The sequence below is a fragment of the Burkholderia sp. 9775_39 genome (assembly GCF_015712225.1).
Classification (GTDB): domain Bacteria; phylum Pseudomonadota; class Gammaproteobacteria; order Burkholderiales; family Burkholderiaceae; genus Burkholderia; species Burkholderia cenocepacia.
In genome coordinates, this window is the sequence record NZ_JACCQC010000009.1 from 255,250 (window position 1) to 268,900 (window position 13,651).

General features: G+C 64.4%; 8 protein-coding genes. 2 read left to right on the forward strand and 6 right to left on the reverse strand.

What is annotated here, in order from left to right; translation table 11 throughout:
- Nucleotides 1–28 precede the first annotated feature (28 nt).
- Nucleotides 29–898 carry a mechanosensitive ion channel family protein gene (locus H0X90_RS15315; protein WP_006494490.1) on the reverse strand — a complete coding sequence of 290 codons (870 nt, stop codon included), beginning with the start codon at nt 896–898 and terminating at the stop codon, nt 29–31.
- Nucleotides 899–1,179: 281 nt separating this feature from the next.
- On the opposite strand from H0X90_RS15315, the gene H0X90_RS15320 reads away from it, so the two are divergent.
- Nucleotides 1,180–2,553 carry a M23 family metallopeptidase gene (locus tag H0X90_RS15320; protein ID WP_077189784.1) on the forward strand — a complete coding sequence of 458 codons (1,374 nt, stop codon included), beginning with the start codon at nt 1,180–1,182 and terminating at the stop codon, nt 2,551–2,553.
- Nucleotides 2,554–3,055: 502 nt separating this feature from the next.
- Nucleotides 3,056–6,355 (forward strand): autotransporter outer membrane beta-barrel domain-containing protein, encoded by a 3,300-nt coding sequence (locus tag H0X90_RS15325; protein WP_077189783.1) that lies wholly within the window; start codon nt 3,056–3,058, stop codon nt 6,353–6,355.
- Nucleotides 6,356–6,677: 322 nt separating this feature from the next.
- Here H0X90_RS15325 and H0X90_RS15330 read toward each other — a convergent pair whose 3' ends face one another.
- The 5 genes from H0X90_RS15330 to H0X90_RS15350 all read right to left on the reverse strand — a co-directional run bounded on the left by H0X90_RS15330 (nt 6,678) and on the right by H0X90_RS15350 (nt 13,635).
- Nucleotides 6,678–7,505, reverse strand: a complete 828-nt coding sequence (locus H0X90_RS15330; RefSeq protein ID WP_077189782.1) for a carbon-nitrogen hydrolase family protein — start codon at nt 7,503–7,505, stop codon at nt 6,678–6,680.
- Between the two features lie 90 nt (nt 7,506–7,595).
- Nucleotides 7,596–9,065 (reverse strand): cytosine permease, encoded by a 1,470-nt coding sequence (locus H0X90_RS15335; RefSeq protein ID WP_077189781.1) that lies wholly within the window; start codon nt 9,063–9,065, stop codon nt 7,596–7,598.
- A 544-nt stretch (nt 9,066–9,609) separates the two neighbouring features.
- Entirely contained in the window at nt 9,610–11,559 is a 1,950-nt protein-coding gene (locus H0X90_RS15340) for an FAD-dependent oxidoreductase (protein ID WP_077189780.1), read from the reverse strand.
- 357 nt (nt 11,560–11,916) lie between these two features.
- Nucleotides 11,917–12,651: a fucose-binding lectin II gene (locus H0X90_RS15345; RefSeq protein ID WP_077189779.1), complete on the reverse strand. Its 735-nt coding sequence runs from the start codon at nt 12,649–12,651 to the stop codon at nt 11,917–11,919.
- 162 nt (nt 12,652–12,813) lie between these two features.
- Entirely contained in the window at nt 12,814–13,635 is an 822-nt protein-coding gene (locus H0X90_RS15350; RefSeq protein ID WP_077189778.1) for a fucose-binding lectin II, read from the reverse strand.
- Between the last annotated feature and the right edge of the window lie 16 nt (nt 13,636–13,651).

Sequence of the window (13,651 nt, forward strand, 5' to 3'; positions counted from 1 at the left end):
CGGCCGGGGCGCGCCGCGCCCCGTTGCGTCACGAGACCCGCACGCGCGCCTCGTCCGCGCGGCGCGCCGCATCGTGCACGATGTGCAGCTCCCGCGTGCGGATCGGCAGTGCGCAATCCGCGTCGGCGAGCGTCTTGCGCACCTGGCGCGCGAGACGCCAGCGCATCGCCCAGAACTGGTCGGTATGCGTCCACACACGCATGTTCGCGACAGCCGTGCTGTCGTCGAAGCGCATCACCATCACGTCCGGCGCGGGGTCCTGCAGCACGTCGGGATCGGCCACGGCCAGCGCACGCAGCGCAGCGAGCGCGCGATCGATATCGTCATGCACGGACACTTCCACTTCGAGATCGAGGCGGCGCGTCGGGTTGCGCGTGTAGTTGCGGATCGAGCTGCCCCACAGCGCGCTGTTCGGCACGTACTCGCAGATGCCGTCCGGCTTCGTCAGGCGCGTCATGAAGAGCCCGACCTCTTCGACGGTGCCCGCGACGCCCGTGCCGCCGTCGATATAGTCGCCGACCTTGAACGGCCGCAGCAGCAGAAGCATGATGCCGGCCGCGATGTTCTGCATCGTGCCCTGCAGCGCGAGCCCGATGGCCAGGCCGGCCGCGCCGAGCACCGCGACGATGCTCGCGGTTTCGATGCCGAGCTGCGACAGCGCGCCGACGATCGCGACGATGCGGATGCCCCATACCGCGACGTCGCAGAGGATCGGCCGCAGCGTGTCGTCGACGCGCTCCTTGTTCGAGAGCAGCCGGTTCAGCCAGTTGCCGATGCGTTTCGACAGCCACCAGCCGGCGACGAGCAGCGCCAGGGCGGCGGACAGCTTGAGGGAGAGGGTGGACAACGCGTTCCACAGGAACGTCCAGCGTTCCGGATGAAGTTGATCGAGAAACATGACGGGATTCCGGTGTTGAAGACACGATGCGCGGCGCGTGTCGTGCGCCGCGCAGCCCTCGACTGTACACGGCACCGCCGGTTTCGCGCGAATGCGTGGCGTGCCGGCTGCGCTGATTTAGTACGAGTATTAAGCGGCTTTTTGAACAAATAAGACGAGTCCTATTCAGCCGTTTCGACCACGCCGATACACTCGCTGTCGAGTAGCCGGATCGCGACGATCGTTCCTCCGCGACGCCCGGCTTTTTCCCGATTTTTCATTGAATAGCGAGTGACGACGTCATGCGGTCAGACCTGCGTTTCCGTGTCGCACGCGAGCAAGGTCAACCCGCGTCACGCGGCGTTCACCGTTTTCCGATCGGTCGCGCATTCCTGCGCGGCATCGTCGCGGCGGCCTGCGTGGCCGGCGCACAGGGCGCGGCAGCGCAGGCGTTTCACGACGCCGCGCCGGTCACGCCTGCGGCAGCGGAAAACACCGACCTTGGCGACGTGCCTTTCTTCAATTCCGCGCGCACCACGTGGGGCGGCCTGCGTGCATCGTCCGCCGCGCCGCTCGACGTCGCTTATGCGTCGCACGCGTTGAACGTGTCGGCGGGCATCGAACGCGACGATCCGGGGGCGCGCTTCGGCGCCTGCGTCGCGTATCGCGTGCTGTGCGATACCGCGCGCGGGGCGGTCGAACGCGGCTACGCGTCGCGGTTCGATTACGGGCTGGCGTCGGCGTTGCCCGCGACGGGTGTGCAACCGGCGTTCGCGCCAGGTCCGGTCGATCTGGCCGCCGCCGAGCCGTTCACGCTCGCGCAGCCGGATCGCGGCACGCGTGCCGGCGCGATCGTCGGCAGCCTGCATGCGTCGCTGGCGCGCGCCGATCTGCCGGCCGGTGTTGCCGCGCAGATCGTTCGCATGCTGGCCGGGCGCATCGATCCGAAGCAGCGCGGCGCGCATGGCGATACTTTCCGCGTGGCATTCGAGCCCGACCACGACGCAACGCGGCCGGGCCGCGTACGCGTGACGGCGCTCGACGTCCGCTTTCGCGGGCAGCAGGTCGCGGCGGTGTGGTTCGCCGCGCAGGCCGGTTCGCCGGGCGCCTATTACGACCTCGATGGCATGCCGCTCGCCGGTGCACGCTTCGCGATGCCGGTCGCCGCGACGCGCATCAGCTCGAAATTCGGCGCGCGTGTGCATCCGGTGAGCGGCGCGCGTCACGTGCATTCGGGCGTCGATCTCGCGGCGCCGGCCGGCCGCGCGGTGCATGCGTCGGAGCGCGGCGTCGTGACGTTCATCGGCACCGAGCCGCGCGGCTACGGCAAGTACGTGGTGATTCGGCATGACGGCGGCTACGCGTCGTACTACGCGCATATGTCGGCGTTCGAGCCGACGCTGCGAACCGGCGCGCGCGTGATGCGCGGTCAACGCGTCGGCGCGGTCGGCAGCACGGGGACCGCAACCGGCCCGCATCTGCACTTCGAGGTGCGCCGGCATGCCCGCCTCGTCGATCCGATCGAACTCGTGCACGCAGCCCGAGCAGCGAAACTGAAGGGCGCACAGCGCGTGGCGTTCAACCGCGTGGCGCGTGATGCGCGTGTGCAACTGGCGTCGGCCACGTTCGCGCAGCCGGTGGCGCTGTCGAAGGTTGTCGCGCCGCAGGCGGGCTGATCGTTCGCGGATGCCGGCCGTGGGCCGTGATGGCCGGCATCGTAATGGTGAGCACGCATATCGGCGTCGCCACGCGGATAGTCGGAAATGCGCCTGCGTTCGAATGGCACGACATCGTGCAAAGCAACATCGCCAAATGGCGCGCAATATTCCGCGCGGACCATTGTTCATCGAATTACGTCAAATTTTCCGATTGATTCGGATTACGTCACGTTTGCTGAGCGCGGATAAGCGAAAGCTGGCAAATTCAACCGGCTTTCATTCTCGCTCGGCCGCCCCGGCCCTCCGGCGCTTCATATGCTGCATAGCGGCAATTTCATCGCCTTTATTTCCCGATGCGAAATTAATCGCACCGTGATTGCCGATATCACGCATTCGGATCTTGCGATTATTTCAACACAGGTGATATAACCCGTTCCACGCACCGATTTGCAGCAATAACGTCACCAATAAATGCGAGCGGAAAATGAAAAGAAAGGCGCGGAACCTGGGTTTGGGTGGAATGGCGATTCTCACTGGCGCGGTGCCGGTCAGTGCGTATGCGGCGTGCTCGGCCACCGCGCCGGGCAGCGGCACGACGGTGACGTGTACCGGCGCGAACGCGCCGTCGGTCGTGGCCACGGCCGGCAGCACCGGCGTGACGATCAACCTCGATTCGACCGTGACGGGCAGCTACGTGCTGACGTCCACGCCGACGCCGTTCTCCATAGATACGTCGAGCACGATCACCAACAACGGCAGCCTGTCGATGTCCGGCAACGGCACGGGCGTCGCGAATCGCGGCGCGGTGCTGCTCGGCGTGAACAACGGCAACACGCTCACCAATGCGGCGACCGGCGTGATTTCGACGTCGGGCACGTACAACGACGGGATGGCCGCGAACGGCAACAACAATACGCTGGTCAACAACGGCACGATCACGACCACCGGCAACAACGCGTACGGGATGACGGCCGCGTGGGGGCAAAGCAATCCCGGCGCATCGGGCAACGAGATCGTCAACACGGGCACCGTGACGACATCCGGCAACAATGCCCGCGCCGCGTCGCTGCTCGGCGGCAACGGCACGATCACCAACAGCGGCACGCTGACGTCGAACGGCCGCGATGCGCCGGCCGTCTACATGCAGGGAAACAACGACACGCTCGTCAACAGCGGCACGATCCAGACCACCGGCACCGCGACCAGCGGCGGCAGCGTCGACGCCGTCGTATCGAACACGCTCGGCAGTTCGTTCACCGCGACGATCACGAACCAGGCCGGCGGCAGGATCATCAGCAACAACGGCATCGGCGTGCGCTCGACCAACGGCGCGACGACGATCACCAACGCGGGGCTGATCCAGGGCGGCGGCGGCACCGCGATCCAGGGCGGCAACGGCAACGTGACGCTGATCCTGCAGACGGGCTCGCAGATCGTCGGCACGGCCAACGGCGGCGCGGGCACCAACACCGTGACGTTGCAGGGCACCGGCACCGCGTCGAATGCGTTCACGAATTTCCAGAGCCTGACGATGGCCGGCGCCGACTGGACGTGGGCCGGCACCGGCACGTTCTCGACCGCGCTGGTGCAGAGCGGCACGCTGAACCTCACCGGCACGCTCGGCACGACGACGGCGTCGGTCGTCGCGACCGTCAACGCGGGCGCGACACTGCAGGCGAATGCGTCGAACCTGCCGCTGTCCGTCACCGACAACGGGCTCGTGCGCTTCCAGCAGGACAGCGCTGGCACGTACACGGGTACGATCGGCGGGTCGGGCGCGGTGGAGAAAACCGGCGCGGGTACGTTGACGCTCACGCCGTCCGCGGCGGGCGGCAATACGTATTCCGGCGGCACGACGATCACGCAGGGCACGCTGTCGGTCGCGGCGGACAACGCGCTCGGCGCTTCGTCGGGATCGCTGACTTTCAACGGTGGCACGCTACAACTCGGCAGCGCGTTCGATCTCGCGTCGAGCCGCGCGGTGTCGATCACGTCGAACAACGGCACGATCGATACGCAGGGCTTCGATTCCGCGATCGCGCAGAACGTCACCGGCACGGGCGCGCTCACCAAACTCGGGGCCGGCACGCTGACCTTGAATGGCGCGAACACCTATGCAGGCGGCACGGCGCTGAATGCCGGCACGCTCGTCGTCGGTGACGCCGCGCACGCGTCCGCTGTGCTGGGCGGTGGCGGGCCGGTGACGGTGGCGTCAGGCACAATGCTCGGCGGCTACGGCAGCGTGACGGGCAACGTGACGAACAACGGCACGCTCTCGGTCGCGAACGCGCTGGCGAGCCTCGCCAGCGGCGCGACCGGCAATTTCCGGATCAACGGCAACCTGACCAACGCGGGGCGCGTGCAGCTCGGCGGCAGCGGCGTGGGCAACACGCTGACGGTCGCGGGCAACTACGTCGGCCAGAACGCGACGCTCGCGCTGAACACGACGCTGGCCGGCGATGGCGCGCCGTCGGACAAACTGGTCGTCAGCGGCGGCACGGCGAGCGGCTCGAGCACGCTGAAGGTGACGAACGTCGGCGGCGCGGGCGCGCAGACGACGGGCGACGGCATTCAGGTCGTGCAGGCGACGAATGGCGCGACCACGAACGCGAACGCGTTCTCGCTGTCCGGCGGGACGGTCAGCGCCGGCGCGTACACGTACTTCCTCGCGAAGGGGGGTGAGTCGAATGGCACAGGCGACAGCTGGTATCTGCGCAACACGGTGCCGCCGAAGCCGCAGCCGCCCGTTGTTCAGCCCGGCCAGCCGACGCCGCCGGCCGAGCCGCCGATCACGGCAGCCGAAGGCACGCCGGAATCGATCGTCGAAGCGGTCGACCATGCCGGCGTCGGTGGTACGCCAGAACCGGTCTATCGCCCCGAAGTGCCGCTGTACGCGGAAGCGCCGGCCGTCGCGCGCCAGCTCGGCCTGCTGCAGATCGACACGTTCCACGATCGTCAAGGCGAGCAAGGGTTGCTTGCCGAAAACGGTTCGGTACCCGCATCGTGGGCGCGTGTATGGGGCGGCAACAGCAACATCAAGCAGAAGGGTGACGCGACACCGTCGTTCGACGGCACGGTGTGGGGGATGCAGGTCGGGCAGGATCTCTACGCCGATACGACCGCTCGTGGCCATCGCAATCACTACGGTTTCTTCCTCGGCTTCTCGCGCGCGGTCGGCGACGTGAAAGGCTTCGCGCTCGCGCAGCCGGACCTGGGCGTCGGCTCGCTGCAGGTGAATGCGTACAACCTCGGCGGCTACTGGATGCATATCGGCCCGGGCGGCTGGTACACGGATGCGGTGCTGATGGGCAGCGCGCTGACCGTGCGCACGCATTCGAGCGACATCGTCAACGGCTCGACGAACGGCAACGCGTTCACGGGTTCCGTCGAAGCCGGGCTGCCGATCGCACTGGGTAACGGGATGACGCTCGAGCCGCAGGCGCAGCTCGTGTGGCAATGGCTGTCGCTCGACCGCTTCAACGACGGCGTGTCGAGTATCACGTGGAACAACGGCAACACGTTCCTCGGCCGGATCGGCGCGCGGCTGCAATACGCGTTCGATGCGAGCGGCGTGAGCTGGAAGCCGTACTTGCGCGTGAACGTGCTGCGTTCGTTCGGCACCGACGACAAGACGACGTTCGGCGGTTCGACGACGATCGGCACGCAGGTCGGGCAGACGGCCGGACAGATCGGCGTGGGCCTCGTCGCGCAACTGACGAAGCGCGGCAGCGCGTATGCGACGGTCAGCTATCTGACGAACCTCGGTGGCGAGCACCAGCGCACGATTACCGGCAATGCAGGCGTGCGGTGGGCGTGGTGACGACGAAGCGCGTCGACCGACAGTCGGCCTCGGAGAGTGATCGGGCCGTAGCGCGAGCTCGACGCGCGCATACGGCACCGGACTGGAAGTTGAGGCAGAACAGGGTTTGAACCAGATGGCCGTGCCGCCGATCACCATCCAGTGCCCGTGCCACGGTCACATCGTGCGCGGTTCCGGATGGCAGGCGGTCGAGGCATGCGCCGCAAAACCCACGCCGTCGGTAGCGTGCCGAACCGGAACCGCGCAGCGATAGCGTAGCGTTTGGCGCCACGCAGGCCAATCAGCCTGGTCCGATTTGGCGGAGCCCTGGCAGCCAGGTGCGCTATGCGCCGCGTGACGCCGCGTCGGTCGGGGTGTCCCGGCACGACGCGGGCCACAGGGCCGGGTGTACCCGATCGAGATAGCGGAAGGCGGCACGGCCCCGCGAAACTGCATCCATGTCGATGGCGACGTCGACCACCGCGTCCCGGTCTGACGGTGCTGCGGCAATGACGTCGCCTTCGGGCGAAGCGACGATGCTTTCTCCGCTGAACGTATAGCGATCGCCCGGGCCGACCCGATTGGCCATCGCGACGAAGACCTGATTTTCGAGCGCACGTACGGGAATCATTTTCCGATGGACATGGCCATGAGGTTGCATCATGCCGTCGGGGATGACGATCAGTTCCGCGCCGGCCCGCGCGAGCGCGCGGGCGGTTTCCGGGAATTCCAGATCGAAGCAGATCAACATGCCGACCTTGACGCCGCGCCATTCGCACACGTCGAACGTGCCGCCCGCTTCGAAGACGCCCGCATCCGATTCGTACAGGTGGGACTTGCGATAGCGCAGCCGGAGTTCGCCGAATTCATCGACCAGAATCGCCGTATTGAAGTAGCGTCCGTCGTCCTGTTCCGCGACCCCGATGACCACGGCGACGTGCGCGTCACGCGCGGCGGCGCGAATCGCCGACACGGATGGCCCGTCGAGCGGTTCGGCCAGGTGCGCGACGTTTTCGGCTGTGGGGAACCCCGAAACATAGGTTTCGGAGAAAATGACCAGATCGGCGTTGCCTCGCGCCGCTGCAATGTGCGCAAGGGCCTGGGCAAGGTTCGATGCATGGGCGCCGTCCTCCAGGGTGGACTGGATCAGGCGCAATCGCAAGATACTCATTGTCGGTACTCCATGACGGTGGTTGGCGAGCGTGACGGAAGCCGTGCCGGCGAGAGAGCCGGGAGGTGCCGACGCACGGATTCGATCCGTTCACGCATCGACGGCGGGCGTCTCGGCGATGACGCGGCGTTCGCGATCGAGATCGAGCGAGCGTGACAGGAGCCAGTAGACGCCTCCGGAGACGATCAAACCAATGAGCCAGGCGATGTCGACCCCACCGAGCATGCGCGCAAACGGCCCGACGAATACCTCCCGGTTCACCTCCGCGTCGAACACATAGAAGAACGGCACCATCGACGCGAATCCGATCAGGTAAGACAGGATTCCGCGCAATTGCCACGCGCCGTACAAGCCGCTCGGTGTGAAGAAATGCGTGATCGCGTAATGGCCCCGGCGCACGAAGAAGTAGTCGACGAGGTTGACGGCGGTCCACGGCACCAGGAAGTAGAGCATCAGCGTGAGGAATGTTTGAAGCAGCGCGATGCCGTTGCCTCGGATCGCGAACACGCAGGCGAGCACGAACGTGCTGATCGCGAGAATCGACGCGACCCGCGCGCGGCGCGTCGGTTTGATCGGCACGATCGAATCGATGCCGGTCAGCACCGTCAGCATTGCGCTGTATGCGTTGAGCGCGATGATCGGGAGGAAACCGGCGAGCGACACGAATGCGATCAGCTTGCCGAGACCGGGGACGAGCGAGGCGCCGACGTCGTTCATCGCGACCAGCGCATCGGCCGCGTGCAACTTCTGGGCGAGCCATGCCCCCAGGCCGATCATCCATGCGCCCGACAGCGACGCGCCGGCAAAGATCACCGCGATCAGCTTCGCGCGGCTCGTCTGTTTCGGCAGATAGCGCGAATAGTCGGATACGTACGGGGCATACGAGATGTTGTAGCTCGCGGCAATCGCAAACTGGGTCGCGAAGCCGATCCAGTTGAAACCGGATGGCGTCGACGGCACGGGGGCGCTCGACGGCGCGGCATGGCCGAACACGAGCGAGAGCGTGACGAGCGCATAGAGCGGCAGCGTGGCGAACAGTGCCCACGTGAAGGTGCGGTGCATCAGGTCATGCCCGTAGATCGCGAGCAATGCACCGATCGCGACCGCCGCGACGGCGACGAAACCGCCATCGATGCCGAAGACGTTGTGCACGCCGTCGACCATCAGCGAAACGTTGACGACGTTGAAGCCGACGAACACGAACAGCGTGGCGAGCAGCGCGACGATGACGCCGCGATAGCCGAACTGCGCGCGCGACTGGATCATTTGCGGCAACCCCATTTCGGGCCCCTGCGAGCCGTGGAACGCCATGAACAGCGTGCCGAACATGATGCCGAGCGCGCCGGCGAGCGTCGTCCAGCCCGCCGACAGGCCCATGCCGGGCCCGACGAAACCGATCGAGATCGTGAAAAAGTGGAAATTGCCGAGAAACCAGAACGGCCCCTGGCTGGCGAGCTTCGCATGGCGCTCGCTCTCCGGAATGTAGTCGATCGAATGATGCTCGATCTGAAGGCCGGTTGGTTCGGCGCGAGCGAGGTCGAGGGTCTCGGGGCGATGCATGACGACGATGTCTCCGTGAGCATGCCGCGGCAGGCGGCATGTTTGCGCGCCAACGAGCGTGGCGCTTGATGAATGTTCGTATGATCAGGGACTGCGTGGGCGACCGGTCGTACGTGGGGATCGACGTGTCAGCCGGGCATGCGGGACCGGCAGCCCGGTGTCGGCAATGCGGCAAGCGCCGACATGTCGGGGCAAACGGTGCCGGGAGGGATCACCGCGTCAGCTGTCTCAATTTTGTTGTCTCCTTTCGTGCGATCGGCAAGAACGTGGTCAGCGTCGGTCTCGATGCGCCGCGTCGCCACTGGACGTAGTTGTACGCGGGTGATGCGAAAAGAGGAATGCGAATATATCGACGTAAACATCGATCCGGATCGATGCATGGGCGCGTGACGCGGCTATCCGAAGCCGGCGCGTGAGGATGCGGTGATGCATCCAGAAATGGAGTTGAGCGATCGGCCCATGCCAGAGCGGGAATGACCGCCGGATTTGCCGATCGTTTTCTAGCTGAATGCGGGCAGACAAGCTCCGGCACGACGCTTACGAATCATGCATTCGCATGTGGCGCATTGCGTTTTTGTGCGAGCGGTTGCAGGTCAGGCCATCGCGCGATCGGCCCCGGATTTTCCTCAAAATGCTCCCCGCCGAACACGACGGCTACCTTGTTGACTGCGTTGATCGCGGTCGAGATCGCGCCTTCTATCCAACCGGCTACCCAGGACACATCGTCGCCAGCCAGTACGAATCGATCTGCATCGTCGTTGGGAGTGCCATCGGGCTTGATCCCGTCCATGAACTGCGAGAACACCCGACGCTGTTTCTCGTAGTCGCCCGGCAAGTTCATCTTGAATGCACCGAGGAAATGCGGCTGGTTTTCCCAGTTGATTTCGACTTGGGCGTCGTCGCGATCTACTAGGTAGCCGCGCAAATTGAGGCCGGGATAGATGTCTTCGAGCACCTCGATGCACATCTGGACGTGAGTCAGTAACGCCTGAGGGACATTGCGATCGCCGTCGAACTTCACTGAGTCGTCGTTCCACGTGTAAGACAGGAAGATGCCGTGTCGTTTATCTCCGTTGGGAAGGACGTAGCTGACCAGATAGGTGCCGCGCGGTAACCGGTCGGACAGCGTAATACCCATCTTGCGCTTGCCGAGTGGCTTACCTGGTTCGGGAGCGTGACGTCCTTCCCAGAAAGGCTCCTTCACGGCGACGAAAATTTTTGCCGACTGCATGTAATGCGTGTACTGAATCGCTTCCCATAGAGTCTGGTCGAACAGTTCTGTAGTCGCCTTGTATTTCGTGATCCCACCATCGCCGATCTTCCCGGGGTAGCTGCGGAACTTGTCGAGTACTCGCAGATGCGGTGTATAGATGACCGCATCGAATTCCTTCCGCACTTCGCGTCCAGTGCGGGTATCAGTGATCCAGGCCGCGATGGTGCCGTCTTTCAGCCGCTCGAAATGCCGGATTTCTTTGTTGAGTAGTGGTTCTGGATCTTTCGGAAATTCACTTTGTAAGCTTTCCCGGGTTGTTTCCCATACGGAAGTATTCGACGTAGCCGAATCGGATGGATCTCCGAGTTCGTCAGGCGTTTTCTTGACGAGCTTTTCCGGCAGCGTGGTCGTGCCGTCGTACATCAGTTTGTGATCGACGTCGAGTCCGGTGTAAAGCACACGCAGCACTTCGAGGAATCCGTTTGGATAATCAGTATTCCAGCCGCCCGTGCCAAAGCCGATCTGGCCAAACAGGTCGATTTGATCCTTGGTCCAGCCAGACTGCTTGATCAGCCCGCCGTAAAAACTGACGTCGTCCCACCTGTGATCGTTGATCAGCGCGTTCCATACTTGCTTGATTTCCGTCGTATTGGGTGGCGTCTCCGACATGGCTTTCTGAACTGTTTCGAGGTCGATTGGTGCCGTGTTCAACCAGCCGTCTTCGCCGAACATCTGACCTTCGAGCTCGTCGTATGCGGGTGGCTTCGGATACTCGTCGGCTCCTGCTCCTCCGACTTCGTAGTACTCCGTCTTGCCCTTATAGTCGACCACCGTGCAGACCGCTGCCGGGCTACCCGGATTCGGAAAATCCGTCGATCTGCCTTCAGCAGTCATGCCCGCTTTCTCGAAATAATGCATTCCAGCCTTGCCCGATTGTGGGAAGCGCATCGCACCGAGTTCGGCGATGACTTCCTGTGGCGTACCCGGTGCGCAGCGATGTGCGTTGAGGCGGCCGCCGATGCGACTGGACGCCTCGACCAGAACTGGCTTTAGCCCCATGCGCAGCAATTCGTAGGCGGCGATCGCTCCGGTGACGCCGGCACCGACGACGAGTACGCTTTTGCCTTGTGCGTCGGATGGAAGCTTGAAAAGCGGCTTGTCAAGTTGTTTTGCTTTGTCGAGAAAGGCGCCGTAGTGAAACGGGAAATCGGGAATCAGTGCCGCGAGATCCAGATTGCGCGTTTTGGGTGTATTGCGATTGTGCGACGGGATGGACGACATCTGATTGCTCCTCGGACTGAAAATATCGATTTGATTGTTCAGAATGGCAACGTCATTCAAGTAAAGGATCGCTCTATATTTCTTGGTTTGCGAGCCAGCTAAGAGTAGAAAATCGTTATGCCAGTTTCAAGGCGGAATCATGGATGTTGATCGATATCACGCCGATGCAATTGAATCGCCTGAAAAGACTGCCGTACAGGCGCGAAACGGAGACGGCACAACGAGCGATCGACCTTGGCGCGTATCGTCGCGGCCGATCGCATCATTGCGGCGCGGGTCGGGGCTCGCAGATGACGGACGCACACCGGCCAGTCGCCACGCCGGGCGGCGCGGCGACGCTCGTCGGGCTAGCGTGCGTCAACCCAGCGGCCAGTTCAGGATCGCGATGCCGTCGTTGTAGTCGCCATCGCCGCCATCTTCCGATCCGACCAGCCCGAAGTAGGTCTTCTTGAAGATGTCGACCTGGCGCGAGCCGATCTTCGACGGCTTGCCGTTCGCCGTCACGACCACGCGCACCTTCCCCTTGCCCGAGTTCACGATCTGCGTGTTCAGGTTCGCGTCCTGCGTGCCGGCGCCCTGGAACGTCGCGGCCGGTTTCGGGTTGTCGTCGACGAACACCTCGATCGTCTGCGGTGCGGACGAATTGACCAGCGCGGTCACGCCGAATGCGATGTTCGGCGGCAGGTTGAAGATGCCGTCGCGTTCGCCGCCGCCGGTCGGCACGGGCGCGGGCTGCACGGGGTGCGGTGTCGCTTTCGAGAAGTAATTGACCACCGCGCCGACGCCGAACTTCGCCGCGGCACCGGGCAACACGCCCGGCGCGCCGGCCCACGTCACCGTGCAGGCAACGACCTCGCCTGCCGCATCGGTTTTCACCTTGTTCTGCCAGCTGCCGACGTCGAAGCTGTACGGGATCGTCGCGATATCGACGAACACGTCGTATTGCGGCAGTTTCTCGACGAGCTGCGCGGTCATGAACTGGCGCATCCGGTCGAGCACGGCCTGATCGCCGTTGGCCTGCACGGCAGTGGCGTCGTTGCCCGCGAGTTGCAGCAGCGCGTAAAGGTCGTCGTGGGTAAAGGGTTGTGACATGTCGTCCTCGTCTGAATGGAAGGTTCCGCATCGCATGACCGGCGAACGGATTTCGCCGGACCGCGCGCGGTGTACAGCAGTGGGACTGCAAATGACTGCTCGAACGATGCGCAATGCATGGCGGGCCCCGTCGCCATTGCGATGGTTCGTGATGGCCGTCGATCAACCCAGCGGCCAGTTCAGGAACACGATGCCGTCGTTGTAATCGTCGTCGGCGCCGTCTTCCGATCCGACGATCCCGAAGTACGACTTCTTGAAAATGTCGACCTGCCGCGAGCCGAGCCGCGACGGCCTGCCGTTCGCCATCACGATCACGCGCACGCGTCCGTTGCCGGAATCGAGCACTTTCGTGCCGAGGTTCTGGTCCTGGGCGCCGGCGCCCTTGAACGTCGCGGCCGGTTTCGGGTCGTCGCCGATGTAGATGTCGATCGTCTGGTCGTTCGCCGCGTGGGTGAGCGCGGTCACGCCGAACTTGATGTGCGGCGGGAGATTGAACGTACCGTCGCGTTCGCCGCCGCCGCCGATGTTGCCGGCCCCGGTGCCGCCGGTTTCGGCACCCTGATTGCCGTCGCCTTGCGACGACGACAGGGCGGCCGTGCCCCCGGTCGCGGACAGGCTCGCGTACGAATCGATGTGCATCGCGCTGCCGCGCACGCTTTTCCACTGGCCCTTCACGAACGTGACGCCGCTGCCGACGTCGATCGTCGCGACGAGCGTGAACGGCATGCGGCCGGTGCTTTCGGGCACTTTCGACGAATACGTGAAGCAGCCGTCCGCGACGACGCCCTGGTTCGTCGCGATCGCGAAATAGATGCCGGGGAAGTTGTTGCCGGTCGCATAAGGCGTCGGCACGTTGAGGATGACTTGCAGTTTGCCGTCGCGAATTCCGGCCTTCGCGACGTCGAGGTAGAGGCCGGGGATGTCGACGTAAGTCTCCGACGTCACGACGGGCGCGCTGACGATCGAAGCCGAAAGGAGGGGCATGGGAGTCTCCGGAGGG